Here is a 24,178-nt window from a genome sequence, read left to right as displayed (position 1 = left end):
GGATCCGGCCATGTTCCTGCTGCAGAAGCCCCTCGTTCGCCAGGCGGAGGTCTTCACGGCCATGCCGGAGCAGTTCCGCCGCACGGGCGTGCGCTCGGACTGGGCCGACGCCAATCGCGGCGGCCAGCCGACGGATTCGTTCCTGGAGGGCCCGGTCTTCGACGCCGCGGGCAACCTGTACGTCACGGACATTCCGTTCGGCCGCATCTTCCGGATCGACCCGCAAGGCAACTGGTCGCTGGTGGCCGAATGGCGGGGCGAGCCCAACGGCATGAAGTGGATCGATGACCGCAGGCTCCTGGTCACCGACTACCTCAACGGGTTGATGCAGTGCGACATTGCCACCGGGCAGGTGCGCCCGGTGCTGGAGCGTCGCAACTCGGAGCGCTTCAAGGGCGTGAACGACCTGGTGTTCGACCGGTCGGGCAACCTTTACTTCACCGACCAGGGGCAGACGGGGCTGCACGATCCCACGGGACGGCTGTTCCGCTTGCGGCCGGATGGCCGCCTCGAATGCCTGCTGGACAACGTACCGAGCCCGAACGGCGTCGCGCTGTCGCCGGACGAGCGGGTGCTCTATCTCGCCGTCACCCGCGGCAACCAGGTCTGGCGCGTGCCCTTGCTCGAGGATGGCAGTGTCTCCAAGGTGAGCGCCTTCTTCACGTCGTACGGGCCCAGCGGCCCGGACGGACTGGCCGTGGACAGCACCGGCCGCATCCTGGTCGCCAATCCTGGTCTGGGTTGCTGCTGGGTGCTGGAACCGCACGGAGAGCCGGTGGAGGTGATCCGCAGCCCGGTGGGCACGTCGCTGACCAATCTCGCATTCGGGGGACCCCAGCGGACCGACGTCTACTTCACCGAGTCCACCAGCGGAAGCATCTTGCGCGCGCGGATGGACATTCCGGGACTGCCCTTGCATCGGCCTTCGCCTGATCGCTGGGCGGCACACGGACCGAAGTAGCCCGCCACGGACGAGGCTGCAAGCACAGCTGGCTCTCGAGCGTCTTTTCGACGCCTTGGGTTCCCGCCTCCGCGGGAACGACGCCGCGCTGCCCCACGGATGTGCTGCGGCCCGTTACCATCGGCCGAGGAGGAACCCCGGTGCGAGTTGCGGAAAGAGTCGTTGCAGGCGCCATCGTGCTCGGCGTGGTCGCGGGCATCGCCTGGTTCGTCTGGTGGCAGCCGCCGGGCGAGCGCACGACCGTACCCGTGCCCCGCATCGAGGTGCCGCGCACCGAATCGTCGTCGGTGAACGCGGGCAAGCCGCTGTTCCGCTGCGATGCGCGCACGCAATGCGAGCAGATGACGTCCTGTGAGGAAGCGATGTTCTTCCTGCAGAACTGCAAGAGCCCCAAGCTGAACCTGGACCAGGACCAGGACGGCATCCCTTGCGAGATCCAGTGGTGCCAGCGCTGAACGCCGTGGTGCCGACCGGCTCGGTCGCCCTCTACTGGGACTTCGAGAACCTGCACGCCGGCCTGGTGGAGGCCGTGGACCCGGGCGCCTATGCGCGGCCGGACAACCGCTTCAAGGTGCAGGAGCCGCTGGTCAACGTGCCCGCCGTGATCGCGCTCGCCGCGTCATTGGGGCCGCTCTCCATCAACCGCGCGTATTGCAACTGGCAGTTCTTCGGCCGCTACCGCGAGGTCCTGCTCGAGAGCGCCATGGACCTGGTGCAGCTGTTCCCCCGGGCGGCAGCGCCAAGAACGGTGCCGACATCCGCCTGTGCCTCGATGCGATGGAAGACCTGGATCGCCGGCCGCATATCGGCTGCATCGTGGTCGTCGGCGGGGACAGTGACTTCGCGCCGCTGGCCCTGAAGGTAAGGGCTGCAGGCCGGCGCATCGTCGGCATCGGCACGCGCAATGCGACGAACCGGCATTGGGCGAGCGCCTGCGATGCGTTCCATTACTACGAAGACGTCGTCGCGCGCCTGCCTTAGCGACTGACCCGGGCACCGGCTTGCCGGCTTCCTCCTGATGGCGGGGGAGCGAGGGCCGTATCCGCTTGTGAGCGGACGGACGCTGTGTGAAACTGGCCGACTCCGACTCCGACTCCGACTCCGACTCCGACTCCGCCTCCCCAGACCAGGGTATGACTGCGCCACCACCGCCGGACACGATGGGTAGTGCCGCACATCGTGACGAGGACGACCTTCCGCTGCTCGCACTTCCGCTGCGGCAGAAGGTCGTGCTGGTGATGGATCTGGTGGAGTCCGTGCGCCTGATGGCGGCCAACGAGCTTGCCGTCATCGACCATTGGCGGCGCTTCGTCCAGCACACCACGCGCTCGGTGCTGCCAAGACATTCCGGGCGGCTCGTGAAAAGCCTCGGCGACGGCATCATGGCCGAGTTCGAATCGGCCCCCGCGGCCGTGGCCGTCGCGCTCGAGCTGCACCAGTTCTTCGCGGACGTGAACCGCGACCTCCCGCCCGAGGCCCAGCTCCACCTGCGGGCGGGCATCAACGCCACGCATGTGTATGTCGACGAACTGGACATTTACGGCTCCGGCGTGAATCTCGCCGCACGCGTGGCGAGCCTCGCCTCGCCGGGCGAAACCATGGTGACGGAGCAGGTGCGCGACGAGCTCGTGGTGGGCCTCGACGCCGACGTGGAGGACATGGGCGAGTGCCACCTGAAGCACGTGGCCGAGCCGGTGCGCGTCTACCGGGTCGGGGCGGCGGCGGCGCAGCCCTGCTGGTGCCCGCCCGCGAGCAGGAAACGCAGCTGCATCCGACGATCGCGGTGATCCCCTTCCGGGGAGGCCACGACGGTGCGGAATCCCGGGCCATCGGGGATGCGATCGCCGACGGGGTCATCGGCCAGCTGGTGCGCACGCCGCAGCTGAAGGTGATCTCCAGGCTCAGTGCCGTCGCATTCCGCGACCGCGAACTCCGGGCCGAATCGCTGCACCAGATCCTGGGGGCGGATTTCGTCCTGTCCGGCAACTACCTGGTGCGCGGCAGCAGGATCCTGTGCAGCGTCGAGCTCGCCGATGCTCGGCAGGGGACGGTCGTCTGGGCCGATCGCCTCGAAGCCGAGGTGGAGGATCTGTTCCGGCTGGAGTCGGAGCTGCCGCACCGGATCGCGGACGCTGCCGTGGCCGCGCTCCTGAATGCCCAGGCGCGCAGCGCCACGGTCGCGCCCCTGCCCACGCTGCGCAGCTACACGGTCCTGCTCGGCGGCATCCAGCTGATGCACCAGTCGAGTCCGGCGAGCTTCGACCGCAGCCGTGCCGCGCTGGACTACCTCCTGGAGCGCCATCCGCGGTCCTCCATCGCGCGCGCGTGGCGCGCCAACTGGAGCGTCCTCAAGGCGACCCGCGGGCTGGTGGAAGACCCGCAGGCCGAGGCGGAAAGCGCGCTTTCGCAGACGCGGCGCGCACTGGACGCGGAACCGGACAACGCGCTCGCGCTGGCCATCGAGGGCTTCGTGTACTGCCACCTGAAGTCCGACGTGGACACGGCGCGCCAGCGCATCGATTCGGCGCTGTCGCTGGACCCGAGCTGTTCCCTCGGCTGGCTGTTCCGTGCCACCGTCCAGTCCGTGCTGCCAGCGGAAACGGGCGCGGCCGTCAGCAGCGCCGAAAAGGCGATGGCGCTGTCCCCGCTGGATCCGATCCGCTATTACTACCACAGCCTGCTCGCCTCCGCGCTCCTGTTCGACGACCAGATGGAGCGCGCGCTGCAGGAGGCGCGGCGCTCCTGGATGTTGAACAAGTTCCATGCGCCCACCCTCCGCGTGCTCGTCATCGCGGGCATGGAAACGGGGCAGGAGGCGTTCGCTCACGAGATGGTCCGCCGCCTGATGGAAGTGGCGCCCCGCCTCACCGTCGAGCGATACCTTTCCCGTCGACCCGCAGTAACGGACAAGGTCGAACGGTTCGCCAAGGCGCTGGCCGCGGCCGGCGTCCCCTTACGTTAGACAAACCGAGGAGGTGCCATGGCCTTCTATGTACTTTCCAGTGCAGCAAACCCGGCGGGTGGTGCAGCCGGCGGAGCCGCGGGGGCGCGGCGGGTGGGGCGGCCGGCGGCGCGGCCGGGGGGCCGCCGTGATCGCCACCCTGATGGACGGCTATGCGAACCCGCTGTTCGTGGGCGCGATCAATCGTGCGAGGGAAGGGATCACCGACCCCGGAATGCCCAGCGTTCCCTATCCCTTGCCGCCGCTGCCCGCCATCGGGAACATCGAGACGCTGGGGCGGTGGGAGCCCTGGGTTCGCTCGTATCTCGCCACCTTCGAGCTGCTGCAGGCGATCAGTTTCCAGCCGGTGGCGGCCGGGGAGGCCTCACCGCCGGACTGCGGATGGACATCACCGCAAGCGGGCCCGTCACGCTGCCATCCGTGACCATCCGCCGGCCGGGCCGGCCCCTGTTCGTGAACGAGCTGGCGGAAGTCCTCAACTACGCGGAACTGCGCGAGGACCGCGCGGCGGAGATCCTGGCGCAGATCGACTCGCAATTCGCGTTCTGGGCCGCGATCCTGCAGATGCGGCCGGACCTGACCCCCAAGACCTACGAACTCCTGAACGTCGCCCTGCAGCTGGCGATCTTCGTCGAGATGCGGTTCAAGCACGAGCTGGGCTGCTGGCGCCCGGTGAACTACTCTCCGGACGTGCAGCCGATGGTGACCACTCCGGGCCACGGCTCGCTGCCGATGGGACACGCGGCGCAGGCCTACATGACGGCCTGCATCCTGTGCGAGCTGGCCGACCCGAATGCGAACAACGCGGGCCTGCGCGCCATGCTGTACCGGCAGGCCTTCCGGATGTCCTTCAACCGCATCGTCGCCGGCGTCCATTTCCCCGTGGACCTGCCGCCGGGTGCGGCGTTGGGCATGGCCCTGGGCGAGTACTTCGTCAGGCGGTGCACGGTCCTGGATCCCTGCAACAGCTGGAACGTGGCCGTCGTGAACGGCAACAACGTGACGAACACGCAGGCGCGTCCGTTGCAGCAATGGGAATTCGACGAGGTCCGCTACGCCACCCACACGATCACGCAGCCCGGATTCCTCGACGGGTACCGCGCGAATCCCCCGCACCGGGCGGGAACCTGCCCAACGGCGTGGCCGCTGCGCCGAACGTGACCTTCCCGACGGCTCCGCTGCTCAGCTACCTCTGGAGCGGCGCGTGGGGAGAGTGGCGCAACCGGCACACCTGAACGCCGGGAGCCGCCATGGACCTGAGTTTCACCCCACTGTCGCTGCCGGACGCCGGCCATGGAATTGCGATTCCACCGCGCGCCCTCGACGCCTACTACGCGTGGGCTTCGGCCACCAGGTACGCCCAGTTCGGCGGGCCGCCCGCCTTCTTCCTGGTCGCGTTCGAGCTGCGGCTGACGGTCCAGAAGAAGAAGGAGGCGGTCCGCGCGCTCTGCGAGACCGTGTTCCCTGCGCCGGACGCCACGCTGCACCAGCCGTGGTGGAACAACACCCACGTCTACGGCACCGCCATCGTCAACCCGGCAGGGCTGCGCAGGGTCGAACAGGCGGCGGCCGCAGGCACCGTGCTGCGGTTCGAGGTCGCCGTGGCCCCGCAGCCGACGCGCCCCACGGGGCCTGCGCAGCCCCTGCAGCCAGGAAGGCCCGGCGCCCCGCCGCCGCTTTGCCGGAGCCGCGTCCTGGTGGGCATGGTCGACTACGGCTGCCCCTTCGCCAACAGCCGGCTGCGCCTGGCCTCCGGTGGCACCCGGGTGCTGAGCTTGTGGCAACAGGGCGGCGCGCTGGGCGTGCCGGGCGCCAGCGCGCCAGCCCCTGGAACTTCGGCATGGCAGCGTCGAACGTCCAGCTCGATGTCTTCAGCGCGGGCTGGTCCGCCGCCGACGATTGGGCCCTGTACCGCCGGGCCGGCCTGCCGGAGCTGTGCCGGGAGTCATCCCATGGTGCGCACATCCTGGGCTGCCTGTTCGGAGCCCACGCGAACTCCACCCTGCTGTGGCAGGGCCAGCACGACCACGCCCCGCAGCGCGGGCAGAGCGCGTTGCAGAACCAGTTCCCGGACCTCGTGTTCGTGCAGTTGCCATCCATGTACATCCAGGGCGTGCCGCGCAGCGCCCTGGGGACGTACCGGCTGGCCGCGCTGGAATACATCCTGGAGTGCGCCGGCCCGCAGACGACGGACATCGTGGTTCCGATCTCCTCCGAGACCTACGATGGCAGCCACGACGGGCAGTCCTTCTACGACACCGCGGCCGCTGCCTTGATCGACTATGCGCGGCTCACGCTGGGCAAGACCATGCACGTGCTGGTGAGCGCGGGCAATACCCTGCGCACGAACACGCACGAGCGCGTCAACCTGGCCGCCGCGCCCGGTGGAACCCACACGTTCCGCGTCCGCGTCCTGCCCGGCAACGAACGGCAGACCTTCGTCGAGGTGTGGGCGCCGCACACGCTCGATGACATGCAGTTCGCGCTGCTTTCCCCGAAGGCCACGGGTGCACCCGCATTCGTCAGCGGCGACGGCGCCTGGTCCGGATCCGACGGCCTGGGGCGTCCGGTTGCCGGCATCCTGAGCCTGCAGCAGGCGACGACGTTCGGCGGACACCAGCGGCTGGTGCTCTTCGTGCTGCCGCCGACCCTCGCGGCGCAGGGCGCGGGCGGCGAAGTGGGCGACTGGCGCATCCTGGTCCGCAGGCCCGGTGCCCCCGGAGACGTCTTCGCCTACATCTCCCGCAGCACGCCCGCACTCGGTGGCGCCACGCGCAGCTACCAGTCCACGTTCCCGCGCCGCTTCTCGCGCGACTGGGACTTCGAGTCGGGAGCGCCCGCCGGAAAGGGGCGGCCCTACGACGCCCACTCGATCAACGGGCTGGCCACGGGCAGCGGCATCACGGTGGTCGGCAGTTACCAGGCGCGCGAGCGGCTGCGGTCGCAGTACAGTGCGGGCGGCCCGGCGCGCCCGCCGAGCGCGCATCTCCGGTTCCTGATCGACGTGGCCGCCCCGGCCGATGCGTCCGCCAATGCGCTGGGGATCGTGGGTTGGGGCAACCGCAGCGCGGGCTTCACGCGCCGCGCGGGCACCAGCGTCGCGGCGCCCCTGGCCGCCCGCACGGTCGTGCGGCTGCGCGCACTGCCGCCCCTGACCCCCGGCCCCACACCGCGCGAGGATCCGCAGATCGACATCCAGCACATCGTGCAATAGCGGCGCGCCGCCGATTTCGCTGGACACACCGCGGCACGGGGAACTAGATTGGCGCGCATGAAGCTCCTGCGCGCCGTCCTCCTCTTCGCCTGCATGGCGCTGCCCGTCGCCTTGCCGGCCCAGGTGTTGCGATGGGCCTCGCAGGGCGACACGCAGACGATGGATCCGCACTCGCAGAACGAGCTCCTGACCAATTCCATCAACGGGCAGGTGTACGAAACACTCGTCAAGCGCGGGCGCAAGCTGGAGCTGGTGCCGGGACTTGCCAGCTCCTGGACCCAGGTCGGGCCGACGACCTGGCGCATGTCGCTGCGGCGGGGCGTCAAGTTCCACGACGGCGCGGACTTCAGCGCCGACGACGTGGTGTTCTCGGTCAGGCGCGCCCAGTCGGCGACGTCGGCGATGCAGGCATACGCCAGCGCGATGGGCGAGCCGAAGCGGATCGACGAGCTCACCGTGGAGTTCCAGCTGCCACAGGTGAACCCCATCTTCCTGCAGCATGCCTCGCTCATCTTCATCATGAACAAGGGGCCTGGAGCGAGCGGAACAACGCGGCGACGCCGCTCGACTTCAAGAACAAGGAAGCCAAGTTCACGCACCTGAACGCGAACGGCACCGGACCGTACGCGCTGGTGTCGCGCCAGCCCGACGTGCGCACCACCTTCCGCCGCAACCCGGCCTACTGGGGAGGTTTCGAAGGCAACGTCCAGGAAGTCGCGTACGTGTCGATCCGGAGCGACGCCACGCGGACGGCCGCCTTGCTCTCCGGTGAACTGGACTTCGTGCTGGATCCCGCGCCGCAGGACCTGCAGCGGCTGCGCCAGACCCCCGGCGTGCGGGTCGTGGAGGGACCGGAGACACGCTCCATCTTCATCGGCATGGACCAGGCGCGCGACGAGCTGCTCAACAGCAACATCAAGGGCCGCAACCCCTTCAAGGACGTGCGCGTGCGGCGCGCGCTGTACCACGCCATCAACATCGAGACGATCCGGGCGAACCTGATGCGCGGCATGGCGGTGCCCACGGGATCCATCCTCCCCAGCAGCCTGGGCACGTACGAGGATCCTGAATTCGAGCGGCGGCTGCCGCACGACCCGGAGCTGGCGCGCCGCCTGCTCGCCGAAGCGGGCTATCCGCAGGGCTTCGAGGTGACGATGGATTGCCCCAACAACCGCTACATCAACGACGAGGAGATCTGCGTCGCGCTGGCGGCCATGTGGGGGCAGGTGGGCGTGAAGGTCCGGGTGAACGCGATGCCCCGGGCGCTGTACTTCGCGAAGATGGAAAAGCTGGAGACCTCGATGTACATGCTGGGGTGGGGCGGGTCCATCACCGACGCCGAGACCACCCTGACGCCGATCGTGCGCTCCCGCGGCGAGAAGGGCGTCGGCTACTGGAACTGGGGGAACTACAACAACCCGAAGCTCGACGAACTGGCTGCTGCCTCCTCGCGCGAGGCGGATCCCGCCAGGCGCGCCGAACTGATCAAGGCCGCCTTCCGCGAACACAACGCCCAGGTCCACCACATCCCGCTGCACCGCCAGGTGATTCCGTGGGCGATGCGCAGCAACGTCGATGCGGTGCATCGCGCGGACAACTGGCTGGAGTGGCGCTGGGTGACGGTGAAGTAGGTGCTGCCGCGCCGCGCCGCTACCACCGCGCCGGCAACCCCTTCACCAGCACGATCCGCTGCTCGCGCTTCTCCACGTAGCCGCCCACCTCCAGGTCCTTCATCAGCTTGCTGATCATCTCCCGGGAGCAGGCGAGGTGGCTGGCGATCTCGCGGTGCGTGATGCGTTCGCGCAAGGTGCGCGAGCCGTCGGCGGCGGGCGGGCCGGCGAGTTCTTCCAGCAGGCGCTTCGCCCGGCCGTACACGTCGATCAGCGCCAGGCTGCGGGTGCTCTCGGTGGCCAGGCGCGCGCGGCGGATCAGGCGGGCCATCATCTCCAGCGCGAAGGCGGGTTCCTGCGCGATGTAGGCGAGCAGCGTTTCGCGGGTGATCACCGAGCAGGTGGTGGTCTCCAGCGTTTCCACGTTGGCCGAGCGCGGGCCGCCGTCGAGCGACATCTCGCCCACGTATTCGCCGGCGCCGTAGATCCCCAGCGTGATCTCCTTGCCCTGCGGATCCGCCGCATAGGCGCGCAGGCGGCCCGAGCGCACGATGAACAGCGTGCTGCCGAGGTCGCCTTCCTGGATCAGGAGCAGGCCTTTGCGGAAGGTGCGCTCGGTGCCGCGCGCGGCCAGCGCCTCGGTGTGCGACTGGCCCGGCCGCAGGCCGCCGCCGACCGCCGCCGGGGCGGGCAGGGGGTCAGCAGCGGGCGCTGGTCGCTCATTGCTCTTGCGATGCGCCGCGCGGCGGATCGACAGGGTCATCGGCACCACCGGCGGCAAGGCGGCGATGCGCTGGATCATGCCGCGGATGCTGTTGATGCCGGTCTTGTCGCGCAGCGACCGCACGTGCGTGCGCACCGTGTTCTCCGACACGCCCTTGGCCGTGGCGATCTCGGGCACGCGCAGGCCGTCGCACAGGCACTTGAGCACCGCCTCCTCGGCCGGGGTCAGGCCGTGGCTGCGCGAGAAGAAGGCCAGCGCCAGGTTGCCGGTGTCGTTCTGGCGGCCGAGCATCAGCAGCACCGAGCCGCCCTGTTCGTAGCCGTTGAACAGCGGGACGCAGGCCACGTGCAGGCACAGGTCGCCGTTGCGCAGGACGATCATCTCGCGGCGGCCCTGGGCGGCGCGCTGCACGCCGCGCACGATCTGCTCGGTGTGCCAGGCGCTCGGGCCGAGCAGGCGTTCGCCGTGCGTGCGCATGAAGCGTTCGCGGGACAGCTCGTGGCGCGCCAGGTGGTTGGCGTGCAGCACCTCGCAGTCCACGTCGACCACGATCAGGCCGTAGTCGATCTCCTCCAGCACGCGCCAGGCCCAGTCGTCCGCGCAGCGCGCCGGCCCCGCGGTCAGGGTGTGCACGTTGTGGATGCGTTGTTCGGCAGCTGCGTACATGGTGTTCCTCCGTGTGGATGCAGGCCAGTTAGGCAGCAAGCTCCGCGGGAGGACCGGGGGCGGTACCGGCCAGAATGTAATCCATTCACCTTTGCGCGGCGAGCAGCCGCAGCAGCTCTCGGTGGAAGGCGGCGGGCGCCTCGTAGGGCACCCAGTGCCCGGCGCCCAGCAGCAGCACCAGCTCGCCGAAGCGCGGCGCCGTGCGCAGCAGGGGCTCCAGGCGCTGGATGCTGTCGATGTACAGGGCATCGGCCGCGCCGTAGATCGCGTCCACCGGGCAGGCGAGCTTCGGGAGGGTCTGCAGCAGGATGTCGGTCAGGGCGAGCCGGCGGCGGTGCATGCGGTCGCGCGGCACGTTGGCCGCCTGCAGCGCGATGGCCAGCGCGTCGATGGCTTCCGGGCGGTGCAGCATCAGCGTGGCCAGGTTGCTGCGGTGGGCGGCCAGCCGGCCCTCCAGCGTCGGCTGGTCGCGCCACGCGGTCAGCGGCAGGCGCTTGCTGCGCAGGCCGAGGCCGGGCGCGCCGACCAGGACCAGGCGCCGGACGCGCTGCGGATGCGAGGCGGCCAGCAGCGTGCCGCACAGGCCGCCGAAGGAGAAGCCGGCGATATCGACCGGCGCGTCGCCCAGTATCTGCCGAATGCCGTCGGCGAGTACCGGGGCCACGGCGTCGGCGTCCTGCCCACCCGGCGGCCGGGCCGAGTCGCCGAAGCCGGGGAGGTCCGGCACCACCACCCGGCGGCCCGCTGCGGCCAGGGCCTCCACGTTGCGGATCCAGTGCGTCCAGCTGCCGCTGCCGCCATGCAGCAGCACCAGCGGCTCGCCGCCAGCGTGTCCCCAGGTGTGCCACACGAGCTGGCCGTCGCCGCAAGGCGTGGCGTGGCGGGTCGCCTGCGCCAGCACGCGCAGGGCTTCGGCGGGAAGTTCGGATTCCAGGGGATGCTGCTCGATGGACGACATGGATCAATTGTCACTCGCGCGCGCGCATCTCCCGACGTGAGGATGTTGCGCGCCCCGCATCCGCTCTATATCTTGGGCGGGCCGGGGCCCGTTCCACCGGCAGGGGGAAGACATGCGGATCCTGGCGATTCACGGCGTCGGCCATGGCGATGCCAAGACGACGGACTGGCAGCCCAAGTGGCGGCAGGCGGTGGCCGACGGCCTGGGGGCCTGGCGTCCCGGGCTGGAACACACCGTCGAATTCCTCGGCTACGACGACCTGTTCGAAAGCGCGCCGCTGGGGGTGCCCGAGGTCATCGAGGCGCTCTACCGGCTTTCCTCCAGCGGCCTGTTCCACGGCCTCACCGACCGCCTGCGTTCGCGCGGCGGCCTGGCGTCGGCGCTCGACTCGGTGCGCTGGACCGCCGGCATGATCGCCCAGTGGGTGGCGCTGGAGGAACTGCGCGCCTTGCTGCGCGACCGGCTGTCCTTCGTGATCCAGCAGTTCCAGCCGGACATCGTGCTGGCCCACAGCCTGGGTTCGCTGATCGCCTACGACACGCTGCGGCCCGACGAGGTCGCCGGCGGCACGCTGGCCAAGGACCTGACCTTCGTCTCCTTCGGCTCGCAGATCGGCAATCCCGCCGTGCGCTCGGTGTTCGGCGGCCGCATCGAGCCGCTGGAGAGCTGCCGCTTCTGGTGGCACCTGTTCAACGCGGAAGACGACGTCTTCACCTGCCCGGTGGGGCTGCCCTCGGTGGGCCGCTTCCGCCAGGTGGACACCTTCTTCGACCTGCCCGGCTTCGCCGACCACGAGGGCGCCAGCTACCTCGGGCACGAGCAGACCGCGCTGACGGTGTGGCAGGACTTGGCCGCCACCGCGCCGCGCGGCCGCGCCGTGGCCGCCGGCACGCGGCCGACCGACCTCGCGCAGCAGCACGCCCGCATCGTCACGCGCGCCAAGCCGCCGGAGCTCAAGCAGAAGGCGGTGCTGGTGGGCGTGGCCGACTATCCCGAAGCGCAGAACCGGCTGGAAGGGCCGGTGAACGACGTGTTCGCCGTCAGCGCCGCGCTGCAGGAGCTCGGCTTCCCCGTGGACGGCATCCGCGTGGTGCTGAACGAGCGCGCGACGGGGAGGCGATCCGCGAGCGGCTGCGCTGGCTGCTGGAGGAAGCGCGCGAGGGCGACCAGCTGTTCTTCTATTTCGCGGGCCACGGCGCGCAGGTGCCGGGCTACGGCCGCGACTCCGAGGTGGACCGGCTCGACGAATGCCTGGTGCCCTGGGACTTCGACTGGAGCCGCGGCGACGGCATCACCGACGACGAACTGGCGGCGCTCTACGGCCAGCTTCCCTACGGTTGCCAGTTCACCGTGATGCTGGACTGCTGCCATGCCGGCGGCATGACGCGAGGGTCGGCGCTGCGCGCGCGCGGGCTCACGCCGCCCGATGACATCCGCCACCGCATGCTGCGCTGGGACGGCCGCAGCCAGATGTGGCTGCCGCGCCAACAGCTCGCGCGCGTCACGGCCAAGGAGGACCGCCAGCTCGCGCGCGCCAGCGACCGCAAGTCCTGGCTGGGCGAGAACGGCAGCGTGCGCCGCATGGGCCGCGGCACCAGCCTGTGGACGCCGTCGGCGGCGGAGTACCGCAGCGCGAAGTCCGCCAACGACCACTTCGGCCCCTACGTGCCGGTGATGCTGGAAGCCTGCGCCGAAGGCGAGCTGGCCTACGAATACCGGCACGGCGTCACCGCCTTCGGCGCCTTCACCTACAGCGTGTGCAGCGTGCTGCACCAGGCCGCGCGGCAGAAACGCCCGCGCCTGAACTTCGAACAGCTGATCGCCAGGGCCGGCGAACGCATCGCCAGCGTGGTCGCCGAGCCGCAGAACCCGCAGCTGCACTGCGCCGACATGCGCCGGCGCGAAATGATCCCGGGGCTGGCACCCCTCTGAAGGAGAACCTCATGCACCGCTTCTGCAACGTCACCTATCCCAAGGGCTACCTGCGTCCCGCGCCGGCCGCGGACGAACGCACGCGGCTGCTACGCGAGACGCAGTACAAGTGGCTCAACGGCTCGCAGCTGCGGTACTGGTTCTACGACAAGCCGAAGAAGTGGGCCGGCAGCGAGGGCGACCGCGAGGTCGTGCGCGAGGCCTTCAAGATGTGGAAGGCGCTGGGCATCGGCCTGGAGTTCGCCGAGGTGCACGAGGCCGGGGAGGCCGACTTCCGCATCGCTTTCCAGGACGGCGACGGTTCCTGGTCCTACATCGGCACCGACGTGCTCACGAAACGCGAGGACCCGCGCACCATGAACTTCGGCTGGAGCCTGACCGAGGATCCCGCGGAGGGGCTGGACACGGCGCTGCACGAGATCGGCCACAGCCTGGGCTTCCCGCACGAGCACCAGAACCCCTTCGCCGGCATCGTGTGGAACGAAGCCGCCGTGTACCAGGCGCTGGCGGCACCGCCGAACAACTGGAGCAAGGCGACCCCCGCCACAACATCATCGACAAGCTGCAGGCCGACAAGGTGCAGGGCTCGTCCTGGGACCCGAACTCGATCATGCATTACCCCTTCGAGGCCGGGTTGATCGTGCAGCCGAAGAAGTACGGCAAGGGCCTGCATCCCAAGGGCGGCCTGTCGGCGCGCGACCGCAAGTGGGCCAAGGCCTTCTATCCCGCGCTCAAGCCGCAGGCGATCAAGACGCTCAAGCCCTTCAAGGCCAGTTCGCTGTACCTCGGCTCGGGCCAGCAGGCGGACTTCCGCTTCCAGCCGATCGAGACGCGCGACTACGAGTTCCGCACCTTCGGCGATGCCGACGCGCTGATGGCCCTGTTCCGGCAGGCCAGCCCCAAGGGCAAGCCGCTGGCGCTGGAGGACGACGGCGGCACCGACGACAACGCGCACCTGAAGGTGCACCTGGACGCCGGCAAGGAGTACCTGCTGCGGCTGCGCCTGCGCTATGCGAAGAAGCCGGGCCAGGCGGCCGTGATGGTCTGGTGAGGAGGGGCTAGAGCAGGTCGTTCAGCAGGTAGGCCGCGTTGTCCTTGACCTTGATGAAGACGCTGCGCTTGCGCCACTTCTCCAGCTTGATCTCCTCGGCGCGCCGGCAGTACTTCTCGAAGATGGCATCCAGCTGCGCCGTGATGCCCTCGTCGAGGATGCCCACCGTGACCTCGTCGTTGGTGTCGAAGGAGCGGTCGTCGAAGTTGGTGGAGCCCACCGCGCTCCAGCAGCCGTCGATGGTCATCACCTTCTGGTGCAGCAGGGTGTGGGGGTACTCGAACAGGCGCACGCCCAGCTTGAGCAGCTGCTCGAAGTGGTAGTGCCCGGCGTGCTGCACCAGCGGCGAGTCCGAGCCGCTGGTGGAGGGCATCAGCACGCGCACGTCCACGCCCCGCTTGACGGCGGTGCCGAAGGCGGCGATGGCCTCCTGCTTGGGAATGAAGTACGGGTTCTGGATCCAGATCTTCCTGCGCGCCAGGCACAGCGCGGTGTGGTGCAGGATCTTCACCGCCGGCGCCGAGTTCTCCGGCTTGGCGAAGGCGGCATGCACCGAGATGTTCCCGGCCTTCTGCAGCACCGGGAAGTACTCGTCGCCCACGAACAGCTCGCCGGTCTCGCCCGCCCAGTTCTCGCTGAAGCAGCCCTGGATGCTGTGCACGATGGGCCCGTGCAGCCAGACGCTGACGTCCGAGTTGTGCTGGTGGTCCTCGGCGTCGCCCAGCCAGTCGTCGGTGATGCAGTGGCCGCCGACGAAGGCCTCGCTGCCGTCGAGGATGCAGATCTTGCGGTGGGTGCGGTCGTTCATCACCCCGATGGTGTAGATCGAGTGCTTGTGGAAGAACTTGAGCTTGCAGCCCGCCTCCCGCATCCGCGCCACCTGGTCCTTCTCCAGGGTCTTGCAGCCCTGCGCGTCGAGCGTGATGCGCACGGGGACGCCGGCGCGGGCGCGGTCGATGAAGGCCGCCGCCATCCGGTCGCCCAGCTTGCCGGGCTTCCACAGGAAGGTCTCGAAGTGCACCGAGCGCTGGGCGGCGCGGATGCGCTGCTCCAGCACGTCGTAGAAGCCGCCGTTCTCCAGCACCTGCACGCTGTTGCCTTCCACCGGCGTGCTGAGCGTCAGGCCCGACAGCGAGGGCATCAGCTGCTCGATGCCGCAGTCCGTCTGCACCTGCAGGATGGGGCTGCGATGGCGCCGGATCGACCAGATGACGAGCACCAGGGCGGCGATCAGGGCGAGGGAAAGCCAGGCCCAGAGGTTGTCGGTCATGAAGTGGTGCGAAGCTGGGCCGTTGAAGTGGGCCATTGTGGGTGGCCGCGCGGGGGCTAGGGCTTGTCCGTAACGAGGTGTTCGCCGCCGCCGCTAGACTGCGCCACCATGACGCAGTCCGCCCCGCGCTACGCCGCTTCCTCCCTCACCGCCTTCGCGCGCGACGCGCTGGCCGCCGCCGGCATGCCCGGCGACAAGGCCCAGGCCGTCGCGGAGATCCTGGTCGACGGCGACCTCCTGGGCCACACCACGCACGGGCTGCAGCTGCTGCCGGCCTACCTGCGCGAGATCGAGAGCGGGTCCATGCGGCTGGAGGGCGGCCCCGAGGTGATCCAAGAAGCGCCGGCCGCGTTGACCTGGCATGGCCGGCGCCTGCCCGGGCCGTGGCTGGTGCTGGAGGCGATGAAGGCCGCGGCGGCCAAGGCCAGGGCCTGCGGCACCGGCACCGTCGTCATCCGCCAGAGCCACCACATCGCCTGCCTGGCCGCCTTCCACCGTCGGGCGACCGACCAGGGACTGATGATGATCCTGGCGTCCTCGGACGCGAACTCGGCCAGCGTCGCGCCCTACGGCGGACTCGACCCGGTGTTCACGCCCAACCCGATCTCCGCCGGCATTCCCACCAGCGGCGCACCGATCGTCACGGACATCTCCACGTCCGCCACCACCAACGGACTCACGGGCCGGCTGCACCAGGAAGGCGGCAAGCTGCCGGCGCCCTGGGTGATCGACGGGCACGGCAAGCCCAGCAACGATCCGGCCGTGCTGTTCCAGGAACCGAAGGGCACGATCCTGCCGCTGGGCGGACTGGACTCGGGGCACAAGGGCTTTGGGCTGTCGCTGATGGTGGAGGCGCTGACCGGCGGCCTCGCGGGCTTCGGCCGCGCCGACCCCAAGCAGGGCTGGGGCGCGACGGTGTTCGTGCAAATCATCGACCCCGCGGCCTTCGGCGGCAGCGCGGACTTCGTGCGCCAGATGGACGAAGTCGCGCGCCAGTGCCACGCGTCGCGGCCCGCGCAGGCCGGCAAGCCGGTGCGGCTGCCGGGCGAGAAGGGCGATGCGCTGATGCGGCAGCAGCGCGCCGAGGGCGTGACGCTGCATCCGGGGATCATGGAGGCGCTGAAGCCGTGGGCGGAGAAGTTGAAGGTGAAGTTCCCCACCGCGCAATGAATCAGGCTCGTAGGCCGGGGTGACGCAGGAACCCCAGCGATGCGCGCAAGCGCTGGGGTTCGCGGCGCTCACCGCCAGCCTACGCAGGCACCCCTGCCGGCTACGCTGGGACTACCGCCCGCCGCGCCCGCACCATCCGCATCACCACCGGCAGGAACCACACCAGGATGGTCACCACCGCCAGCCCGGCGGCGATCGGGCGCGACAGGAAGGCGCCAAGGTTGCCGTTGGACTTGATCATCGAGGTGATGAAGTTCTCCTCCAGCATGCCCCCGAGCACCACGCCCAGGATCGCGGGCGCGATCGGGAACTTGTTGGCTTCCAGCAGGTAGGCGATCACGCCGGCCACCAGCATCACGCCGATGTCGAAGGGCGTGTTGTTGATCGCGAAGGTGCCGACCACGCAGAACAGCAGGATCAGCGGCATCAGGATGTTGCGCGGCACCCGCAGGATGCGCTTGGCCACCTTGATGCACAGGATGCCCAGCGGGATCATGATCAGGTTGGCCAGGATGAACAGCAGGAACACCGCGTAGATGTTCTGCGGGTTGGTGGTGAACAGCGTCGGCCCCGGGTTCATGTTCTTCATGTAGAGCACGCCGATCACGATCGCCGTGATCGAGTCCCCGGAATGCCGAACACCAGCGCCGGGATCCACGCACCCGCCAGCGCGCTGTTGTTGGCCGAGCCCGATTCGACGATGCCCTCCACGTGGCCGGTGCCGAACTTCTCCGGCTCCTTGGAGAACTTCTTGCTCATGGCATAGGACATCCAGGCCGCGATGTCCGCGCCCGCGCCCGGCAGCGCGCCGACCGCCGTGCCCAGCGTGCTGCCGCGCAGGATCTGGATCGGATATTTCTTGGCCAGCGCCCACTGGCCCTTCATCACGTTGCCCACCTTCTCCACCACCAGTTCGGGGGTGGGGCTGGTGTCCACGACATAGCGGATCAGCTCCGAGATGGCGAACATGCCGATCATCATCGGGATCATGCCGATGCCGCCGGTGAGTTCCGAGTTGCCGAAGGTGAAGCGCGGGTGGCCCGCCGGGTTGCCCAGGCCCACGCAGGCGACCAGCAGCCCGAGCAGCAGCGTCACCAGGCCCTTGAGCGGCGCGTCGCTGGTGATGAAGATCGCGCAGGTCAACCCCAGCAGCACCAGCCAGAAGTACTCGAAGGAGCTGAAGTTCAGCGCGAACTCCGCCAGCGTCGGCGCCGCCAGGATCAGCACCAGCGTGCCGAACAGGCCGCCGACCGCGGAGAACACGAGGCCGGCGCCGAGCGCGACTTCCGCTTCGCCCTTGCGCGTCATGGCATAGGCTTCGTCGGTGTAGGCGGCCGATGCCGGCGTGCCCGGGATGCGCAGCAGGCAGCCCGGCACGTCGCCGGAGAAGATCGCCATCGCGGTCGCCGTCACCATGGTGGCGATCGCCGGGATCGGCGGCATGAAGAAGGTGACCGGCACCAGCAGTGCGGTCGCCATGGTCGCGGTCAGCCCGGGGATCGCGCCCACGAACAGCCCGAACAGCGCGGCCAGGAAGATGGCCAGCAGGGTGGCCGGCTCGAACACCATCGCGAAGGCCTGCAGGACGGCGGCGCTCGTCACCAGGACACCCCCGTGAGCAGGCCCCAGGGCAGGGGCACCTTGAGCAGCTTGTAGAAGGCGGTGTGCACCAGCAGCGTGGCGATGACGGCCACGGCCAGCGCCACCGGCACCCGCACGCGCAGCACGAGGAACAGCGCCATCAGGATCAGGAAGGCCGTGAGCAGGAAGCCGAGCACGTCGGCCGCGGCCATGTAGAACACCACCGAGCCGAGCAGCACCGCCAGCGCCATCACGTGGCGCGGCGAGCGCACCCAGTCGTCCCAGGCCAGCCAGTGCTGCTGCGCGCGCTGGCGCCAGCCGCGCGCGATCAGCAGCACGCCGGCCACGCACAGGCCGGCGGCGATGAGGCCGGGAAAGAGGGCGGGCCCGACCGGCTGGCCGGGGATCTTGGGATAGCCCTGGACGCCGAACAGCACGGCGGCCCCCAGGAGCGTCAGCAGCAGCCCGAAGACCGCGTCATTGAGTTTCATTGTTGTTCTTCGTCGTTCCCGCGGTCATGCGGGGCGAGCGCCGCGCGCTCGCTTCCACCCCATCACTTCGCGATGCCGACCGCCTTCATCGTCGCGCCCAGCTCGCGTCCGACTTCGCCATGAACTTGCCGAATTCGTCCGGGCCCGCGTAGATCACGCCGAAGCCGCGGCTGGCCATGAAGTCCTGGTACTCCTTGCTGTTGGCGACCTTCTGCACGGTCGCGGCCAGCTTGTTGCGCACGTCGGCCGGGATGCCCTTGGGCGCGACGATGCCGCGCCAGGCCGCCATGGTCCAGTCGCTGCCGATCGCCGCCTTCAGCGTCGGCACGTTCGGGTAGAGCGCGGCCGGCTTGTCGTTCATGATCGCCAGGCTCTTGACCTTGCCGGCGTCGATCAGCGAGCGCGCTTCCGGCAGCGACACCGGCGCGATCTCGATGCCGCCGGCCACCATGTCCTGCAGGCCGGGCGCCGCGCCGTTGCTCGGCACCCAGGCCACGGAGGCGGGATCGATCTTCTGGTCGCGCAGCAGCCCGGCCAGCGCCAGGTGCCAGATGCCGCCCTGGCCGGTGCCGGAGGCCTTGAACTTGCCGGGGTTGGCCTTGATGGCGGCCAGCAGGTCCTGCACGGTCTTGTAGGGCGCGTCGGCGCGCACCTGGATGCCCGCCGGGTCGGCGTTGACCAGGCCGATCGGCGTGTACGAGGCGCCGGTGAGCTCGGTCAGGCCCTGCCAGTGCATCATGCCGATCTCCACCGTGGCCAGGCCGATGGTGTAGCCGTCGGGCGGCGCGGAGGCGATCGCGGAGTGGCCGACCACGCCGCTGCCGCCGGTGCGGTTCACCACGTTCACCGGCTGGCCCAGTTCCTTTTCCATCAGGCTGCCCAGGATGCGGGCGGTGGCGTCCGTGCCGCCGCCGGCGCCCCAGGGCACGATCAGCGTGATCGGGCGGGACGGGTAGTTCTGCGCGGCGGCGGGAAAGGCGGTGGCGGCGAGCGCGAGCGCGGCGAGGCTGCCGGCGATCAGCGAGCGGCGGGACGGACGGGTCATGCTGGGGTCTCCTTGGCGTCGCTATGGGAATGGGTGCGACTGGCCGGCAATCTACGCCGCGGCCGGGCCGGGGCGTGCTAGGGAGAACCCACTGGCGAGCCGCCGGTGCCCAGCTGATCCGCCAGCCGGGCGCGCCGGCTCAGGCTTCCATCGAGACCAGCTGCTGCACCAGGCCGGCGTCGGCCACGCCCGTCTCGGGCAGGTCGCTGCTGCGCTGCAGCGCGCGCACGAAGCGCGCGGTGGCGTTGCCGAAGACGCCGTCGGCGCGGATGTCGCAGCCCTGGTCCGACAGCGCCAGCTGCAGCAGCCGCACGTCCAGCCCGCGCAGCAGCGGGCTGCGCACGCTCAGCTCGCGGGTGCCGGGCTGGGGACCGTCGAAGCAGCCGGGCGGCAGCTCGCCGAGGGTGGCCAGCGAAATCTCCTGGCCGCGCACCACCAGCGGCAGCGGCAGGCCCCAGGCGTCCAGGGCCATCAGGCGCTGGAAGGCGTCCATGCGGTACACCGTGGCGCGCAGCAGCGCGTTCGGGTGGGTGCCGAGCCAGTCGCGCCGGGTGCGCACGTAGCGCTGGATCCACTCGTGCTCGCCCAGCTTCTGCAGCGTGCCGCCGGACTGCGTGCGGTCCCGCATCAGCGGCCAGGAGCCGTGCACCCAGCTGTCGTACACCACCGCCACGCCCAGCGGCGAGCGGATGCCCATGCGGGTGGCGGCCCGCAGCGCCGGGTCCCAGAACAGGTCGTCGAAGAAGGCGTCCTGCACGTCGCGCATCACCGGGTCGTCGGCGCAGGCGCGCAGGATGTTGTGCAGCTTCAGGTCGGTGTCGGCGGCGGGGCTGCGGGAAGAAAGCGCGGGCAGCCAGGCGCGCAGCCGGGCGCCGAAGCGCGCGCCGACGGTGGAGCAGTAGCGCTCGATCAGCAGGTGCAGGTTGCCCGAGCCCAGCGTGGTCTGCGCGCGCCCGTAGGTGAGCCGGCCGGTGTCGCCGGGCAGCACCGTGACCATGCCGTAGTGGCCGCGCACGGTGCCGGTCTCGAAGATGTTGACGATGGCCCGCGCCGCGTCGGCCTGCGACGCCGGCATCATCAGCGAGCGTGCGCTGCTGGCGGCCGGGCGGGTGTAGCGCAGGGTGCAGTAGCCGGGCAGGGTGGGGTCCTCGCGGATGTCCACCACCTGGTGGCCGCTTTGCTCCAGGTCGCCCCTGCGCTCGGTGCAGTCCGTGCACAGGACCGTCATGCTGTAGACATCGCTCATCGCAGTCTCCGCGGGATGCTGCAGCGAGGATAGGCACCCGCAGGGCAGGTGCAATCCTCCGGTTTGGAGAGATCCCTCCCGCCGAGCAACTAGTGCACACAGGCAGCCCGAAAGGGTGATGCGCTTTGGCGCGCAGGTGCTAAGTTGACTGCAAGGAGGGCGCCATGAACATCCCGCCGTTCGATGCACTGGTCCAGGGCGCCGACAAGGCCCTGCACGCCTTCGCGCGCGCCTCCGATGCCTATGCGCAGGGCCTGTTCCCCTCCTCGGTGCCGCTCTGGGCGGTGCTGATCGCCGGGGGCGTCGTCCTGGTCGAGTGGTTGCTGGGCCGCAGGCGCGACCCGCGCAGGTGAGTTGACGCAACGCAAGCTGGCCGGGGGCAGCCGCCTAGCATCGGCGGACACAGCCTTGCAGGTCCCCGATGCGTTCACTCCTCGCCTTCCTCCTCGTCCTTGCCGGCACGGCGCCGGTCCAGGCGCAGGGGGCGCCTGCCACGCGCGGCCAGCTGCTCTACGCGAACCACTGCGTCGCGATGCTCGCCGGCCAGGCCGTGATCGCCGCCCGCGCCTGACAGGAGGACGCAAGCGGCGCCGGTAAAATCGCCGGATGCGCAAAACGGGAGGCGGCCTCGTCTATTCCACCGAGGGCGGCAGGATGTGCCCCTCGTGCCGCCGGCCCGTGGCGCAGTGCGCCTGCCGCCAGGCCGCCGCGCCCCCCACCGACGGCATCGTGCGCGTGCAGCGCGAGACCAAGGGCCGCGGCGGCAAGGCCGTGACCGGTGGTGCGCGGCGTGCCGGTGGATGCGGCCGGGCTGCTCAAGCTGGGCCAGGACCTCAAGGCGACCTGCGGCTCGGGCGGAACCGTCAAGGACGGCACGATCGAGGTGCAGGGCGACCACGTCGAGAAGGTCATGGCGCTGCTGCAGCAACGCAACTTCACCGTGAAGCGCGCCGGCGGCTGACCCCGTCACATCGGCTTACCGACCCAGCTGAACCGCGCGCATGCGAACGGGTCCTACACGGCTCAACCACAGCCGCCACTAGATTCATCCGATGATCCCGGCCCTCGCCCGGGCCCAGGCCTGGGCCGTCGTCCTGCTGCGCCGCGCAGGCGACCTCGCGCGCCGCTACCCGGTGCGCGCGGTCCTGCTGCTGCCCGCACTGGTGCTGCTCTACGTCCTGGTCCTGGTGCCCTTCACGCCCAGCATCTCCGACCTGCGCAAGGCCAAGTCGGAAGTGCCGACCGTGGTGATGTCCGCCGACGGCGTGGTGCTGGCCGAATTCAAGCGGATCAACCGGCAGTGGGTGCCGCTGGCCAGGATCTCCAAGCCGGTGGTGGACGCGCTGATCGCCACCGAGGACCACCGCTTCTACCAACACCACGGCATCGATTTCCGCCGCACCGCCGCCGCGGTGTTCAACACGCTGCGCGGCCGGCGCGAGGGCGGCTCGACCATCACGCAGCAGCTGGCGCGCAACCTCTACCCGAACGAGATCGGCCGCTCGCTGTCGGTCACCCGCAAGGCCAAGGAAGCGATCACCGCGCTGAAGATCGAGGCGATCTACTCCAAGGAGGAGATCCTCGAAACCTACCTGAACACGGTCCCCTTCCTGTACAACGCCTTCGGCATCGAGATGGCCGCGCGGACCTACTTCGACAAGTCGGCCGACCGGCTCGACGTGCTGGAGAGCGCCACGCTGATCGGCATGCTCAAGGGCACCAGCTACTACAACCCGGTGCTCAACCCGGAACGCGCGCGCGACCGCCGCAACACCGTGCTGGCGCAGATGGCCAGGCATGGCAAGCTCGATGCCAAGCGCGCCGAGCTGCTGGCGACGCGGCCGCTGCGGCTGGACTTCGAGCGCCAGACCGAGCAGTTCGGCATCGCGCCGCACGTGGCGCAGCAGGTGCGCAAGTGGCTGATCGCCTGGGCGGACCGTGAGGACTACGACATCTACGCCGACGGCCTGGTGGTGCGCACCAGCATCGACACGCGGCTGCAGAAGGCCGCCAATGCGGCGGTGGCGCGGCAGATGCGTCAGCTGCAGGACTACGCGGACCGCGCCCGGCGCAAGGGTGAGGAACGCGCGCTGCTGCAGGCCGGCTTCCTCGCGATCGATCCGCGCACCGCGCAGGTCAAGGCCTGGGTGGGCAGCACGGACTTCGCCGAGTCGCAGTACGACCACGTGAACCAGGCGCGGCGCCAGCCCGGCTCCACCTTCAAGCCCTTCGCCTATGGCGCGGCATTCCTGGACGGCATGTCGCCCGACGACACCTTCATCGACGAGCCGGTGTCCATCCGCGACAAGGGCGCCGCCCCGTGGAGCCCGCGCGACTCCAGTCCCCCGACCTACCAGCCGATGACGCTGCGCGACGGGCTGGTCCACTCCCGCAACAGCATCACGGCGCAGGTGGTGAGCAAGGTCGGCCCGCAGAAGGTGGCCGAGCTCGCCTTCAACCTCGGCGTGCGCGAGAGCAAGCTGGAGATGGTGCCTTCGCTGGCGCTGGGCACCAGCCCGGTCACGCTGCGCGAGATGGTCACCGCCTACGGCACGCTGGCCAACAACGGCCGCTACATGGGCGACCCGCAGCTGATCATGCGCGTGGAAGACCGCAGCGGCCGCACCCTGGTGCTGTTCGCCCGTGCCAAGCCGATGGAAGTGATGCCGCGGTCGCAGGCGCTGCAACTGGTCAACGTCATGCGCGGGGTGGTGGACGAAGGCACGGGCCTCGCGATCCGCACGCGCTACGGCATCCAGGCGGACGTGGCGGGCAAGACCGGCACCACGCAGGAAAACTCGGACGGCTGGTTCATCCTCATGCATCCGCAGCTGGTGGCGGGCGCCTGGGTGGGCTTCAGCGACAACCGCGTCACCATGGGCGAGAGCTGGGGGCAGGGGCCCGCAGCGCGCTGCCCATGGTCGGCGACTTCTTCGTGCAGGCCCTGCGCACCAAGGCCGCCGATGCGCGGGTGGAGTTCGACATCCCGCGGCCGCGGCCCAAGCCGCCCGAGCCTGCACGCGACCCGGTGCAGGACCTCGTGAACGACCTGTTCGGGAGGCTGATCAGGATGATCCAGTGAGCCTGGCGGGGAGGAACGGGACGAGGACGGCAGCGACCCGGTCGCCGTCGGCCGCTCGCGCTACGGCCTGGAGGACATCGAGCGCCTGTTCCGCGACGCGCCCGCGGCGGTGGCGTGGCTGGACGGCCCCGCGCACGAATACCGCTTCGCCAACGAGGCCTACCGGCGGCTGGTCGGCCGCCAGCGCATCGTCGTCGGCGTCCGTTGCCGACGCC

At 69.9% G+C, this 24,178-nt stretch carries 21 protein-coding genes and 6 pseudogenes; 19 read left to right on the top strand and 8 right to left on the bottom strand.

Features of this window, described 5'->3' with window-relative positions; genetic code table 11:
• Positions 1-10: 10 nt before the first annotated feature.
• The 8 genes from HK415_RS09620 to HK415_RS09590 all read left to right on the top strand — a co-directional run bounded on the left by HK415_RS09620 (position 11) and on the right by HK415_RS09590 (position 5,084).
• Positions 11-961 carry an SMP-30/gluconolactonase/LRE family protein gene (locus HK415_RS09620; RefSeq protein ID WP_171558492.1) on the top strand — a complete coding sequence of 317 codons (951 nt, stop codon included), beginning with the start codon at positions 11-13 and terminating at the stop codon, positions 959-961.
• 140 nt (positions 962-1,101) lie between these two features.
• Entirely contained in the window at positions 1,102-1,416 is a 315-nt protein-coding gene (locus HK415_RS26275; protein WP_309246641.1) for an excalibur calcium-binding domain-containing protein, read from the top strand.
• Positions 1,401-1,820 carry a PIN domain-containing protein gene (locus tag HK415_RS26950; protein ID WP_373684667.1) on the top strand — a complete coding sequence of 140 codons (420 nt, stop codon included), beginning with the start codon at positions 1,401-1,403 and terminating at the stop codon, positions 1,818-1,820. The genes HK415_RS26275 and HK415_RS26950 overlap by 16 nt, the downstream gene beginning before the upstream one ends.
• Positions 1,718-1,942 carry an NYN domain-containing protein gene (locus tag HK415_RS24880; RefSeq protein ID WP_373684640.1) on the top strand — a complete coding sequence of 75 codons (225 nt, stop codon included), beginning with the start codon at positions 1,718-1,720 and terminating at the stop codon, positions 1,940-1,942. The genes HK415_RS26950 and HK415_RS24880 overlap by 103 nt, the downstream gene beginning before the upstream one ends.
• Before the next feature lie 86 nt (positions 1,943-2,028).
• Positions 2,029-2,748 carry an adenylate/guanylate cyclase domain-containing protein gene (locus tag HK415_RS09605; protein ID WP_171558489.1) on the top strand — a complete coding sequence of 240 codons (720 nt, stop codon included), beginning with the start codon at positions 2,029-2,031 and terminating at the stop codon, positions 2,746-2,748.
• A complete protein-coding gene (locus HK415_RS09600; RefSeq protein ID WP_171558487.1) occupies positions 2,700-3,923 on the top strand; it encodes a hypothetical protein in 1,224 nt (407 codons plus the stop codon). Before HK415_RS09605 ends, HK415_RS09600 begins: the two co-directional genes overlap by 49 nt.
• A gap of 127 nt (positions 3,924-4,050) precedes the next feature.
• The gene (locus tag HK415_RS09595; protein ID WP_171558485.1) at positions 4,051-4,347 is read left to right on the top strand and encodes a hypothetical protein; all 297 of its coding nucleotides are present in this window, start codon (positions 4,051-4,053) and stop codon (positions 4,345-4,347) included.
• Positions 4,305-5,084 carry a phosphatase PAP2 family protein gene (locus HK415_RS09590; RefSeq protein WP_171558482.1) on the top strand — a complete coding sequence of 260 codons (780 nt, stop codon included), beginning with the start codon at positions 4,305-4,307 and terminating at the stop codon, positions 5,082-5,084. The genes HK415_RS09595 and HK415_RS09590 overlap by 43 nt, the downstream gene beginning before the upstream one ends.
• A gap of 169 nt (positions 5,085-5,253) precedes the next feature.
• On the opposite strand, the gene HK415_RS09585 is transcribed toward HK415_RS09590, so the two are convergent.
• Positions 5,254-5,430, bottom strand: a complete 177-nt coding sequence (locus tag HK415_RS09585; RefSeq protein WP_171558480.1) for a hypothetical protein — start codon at positions 5,428-5,430, stop codon at positions 5,254-5,256.
• A 333-nt stretch (positions 5,431-5,763) separates the two neighbouring features.
• Between HK415_RS09585 and HK415_RS09580 the strand changes: the two genes are divergently transcribed.
• Positions 5,764-7,137, top strand: a complete 1,374-nt coding sequence (locus HK415_RS09580; protein WP_171558477.1) for a S8 family serine peptidase — start codon at positions 5,764-5,766, stop codon at positions 7,135-7,137.
• Between the two features lie 57 nt (positions 7,138-7,194).
• A pseudogene (locus HK415_RS09575) lies at positions 7,195-8,768 on the top strand (ABC transporter substrate-binding protein).
• 19 nt (positions 8,769-8,787) lie between these two features.
• On the opposite strand, the gene HK415_RS09570 reads toward HK415_RS09575, so the two are convergent.
• Together HK415_RS09570 and HK415_RS09565 are read right to left on the bottom strand one after the other, a co-directional pair.
• The gene (locus HK415_RS09570; RefSeq protein WP_171558474.1) at positions 8,788-10,137 is read right to left on the bottom strand and encodes a cyclic nucleotide-binding domain-containing protein; all 1,350 of its coding nucleotides are present in this window, start codon (positions 10,135-10,137) and stop codon (positions 8,788-8,790) included.
• 85 nt (positions 10,138-10,222) lie between these two features.
• The gene (locus HK415_RS09565) at positions 10,223-11,095 is read right to left on the bottom strand and encodes an alpha/beta fold hydrolase (protein WP_171558472.1); all 873 of its coding nucleotides are present in this window, start codon (positions 11,093-11,095) and stop codon (positions 10,223-10,225) included.
• Between the two features lie 112 nt (positions 11,096-11,207).
• Here HK415_RS09565 and HK415_RS24875 point away from each other — a divergent pair.
• From HK415_RS24875 to HK415_RS23890, 4 genes and pseudogenes are all read left to right on the top strand, one after another.
• Positions 11,208-12,164: pseudogene (locus tag HK415_RS24875) on the top strand (hypothetical protein); the annotation flags it as partial.
• Positions 12,165-12,214: 50 nt separating this feature from the next.
• On the top strand, positions 12,215-13,027 hold the full coding sequence (locus tag HK415_RS09555; RefSeq protein WP_309246820.1) for a caspase family protein: 813 nt from the start codon (positions 12,215-12,217) through the stop codon (positions 13,025-13,027).
• Between the two features lie 11 nt (positions 13,028-13,038).
• On the top strand, positions 13,039-13,665 hold the full coding sequence (locus HK415_RS23895; protein ID WP_216369761.1) for a matrixin family metalloprotease: 627 nt from the start codon (positions 13,039-13,041) through the stop codon (positions 13,663-13,665).
• Positions 13,638-14,078: a hypothetical protein gene (locus HK415_RS23890; protein ID WP_216369760.1), complete on the top strand. Its 441-nt coding sequence runs from the start codon at positions 13,638-13,640 to the stop codon at positions 14,076-14,078. Before HK415_RS23895 ends, HK415_RS23890 begins: the two co-directional genes overlap by 28 nt.
• 7 nt (positions 14,079-14,085) lie before the next feature.
• On the opposite strand, the gene HK415_RS09545 is transcribed toward HK415_RS23890, so the two are convergent.
• Complete coding sequence (locus HK415_RS09545; protein ID WP_171558466.1) at positions 14,086-15,348, bottom strand: phospholipase D-like domain-containing protein; 1,263 nt, start codon at positions 15,346-15,348, stop codon at positions 14,086-14,088.
• Positions 15,349-15,456: 108 nt separating this feature from the next.
• On the opposite strand from HK415_RS09545, the gene HK415_RS09540 reads away from it, so the two are divergent.
• A complete protein-coding gene (locus HK415_RS09540; protein WP_171558463.1) occupies positions 15,457-16,518 on the top strand; it encodes an Ldh family oxidoreductase in 1,062 nt (353 codons plus the stop codon).
• A gap of 100 nt (positions 16,519-16,618) precedes the next feature.
• Here the strand turns inward: HK415_RS09540 and HK415_RS09535 are convergent.
• The 4 genes and pseudogenes from HK415_RS09535 to HK415_RS09520 all read right to left on the bottom strand — a co-directional run bounded on the left by HK415_RS09535 (position 16,619) and on the right by HK415_RS09520 (position 20,881).
• A pseudogene (locus tag HK415_RS09535) lies at positions 16,619-18,087 on the bottom strand (tripartite tricarboxylate transporter permease).
• Between the two features lie 29 nt (positions 18,088-18,116).
• Positions 18,117-18,590: a tripartite tricarboxylate transporter TctB family protein gene (locus HK415_RS09530; RefSeq protein ID WP_171558461.1), complete on the bottom strand. Its 474-nt coding sequence runs from the start codon at positions 18,588-18,590 to the stop codon at positions 18,117-18,119.
• 62 nt (positions 18,591-18,652) lie between these two features.
• Positions 18,653-19,635, bottom strand: a pseudogene (locus tag HK415_RS09525) (tripartite tricarboxylate transporter substrate binding protein).
• 139 nt (positions 19,636-19,774) lie between these two features.
• Positions 19,775-20,881 (bottom strand): chitosanase, encoded by a 1,107-nt coding sequence (locus tag HK415_RS09520; RefSeq protein ID WP_216369759.1) that lies wholly within the window; start codon positions 20,879-20,881, stop codon positions 19,775-19,777.
• 164 nt (positions 20,882-21,045) lie between these two features.
• On the opposite strand from HK415_RS09520, the gene HK415_RS09515 reads away from it, so the two are divergent.
• From HK415_RS09515 to HK415_RS09500, 4 genes and pseudogenes are all read left to right on the top strand, one after another.
• Positions 21,046-21,234, top strand: a complete 189-nt coding sequence (locus HK415_RS09515) for a hypothetical protein (RefSeq protein WP_171558456.1) — start codon at positions 21,046-21,048, stop codon at positions 21,232-21,234.
• A 68-nt stretch (positions 21,235-21,302) separates the two neighbouring features.
• Entirely contained in the window at positions 21,303-21,452 is a 150-nt protein-coding gene (locus HK415_RS09510; protein ID WP_171558453.1) for a hypothetical protein, read from the top strand.
• A 35-nt stretch (positions 21,453-21,487) separates the two neighbouring features.
• A pseudogene (locus tag HK415_RS09505) lies at positions 21,488-21,842 on the top strand (translation initiation factor Sui1).
• Positions 21,843-21,933: 91 nt separating this feature from the next.
• A pseudogene (locus tag HK415_RS09500) lies at positions 21,934-24,169 on the top strand (penicillin-binding protein 1A); the annotation flags it as partial.
• Between the last annotated feature and the right edge of the window lie 9 nt (positions 24,170-24,178).

This window comes from Ramlibacter montanisoli (assembly GCF_013087525.1).
In the GTDB taxonomy this organism is placed as follows: Bacteria; Pseudomonadota; Gammaproteobacteria; order Burkholderiales; family Burkholderiaceae_C; genus Ramlibacter; species Ramlibacter montanisoli.
The sequence above is the reverse complement of the archived record's forward strand: the minus strand, read 5'-3'. Positions and strand labels throughout refer to the sequence as shown.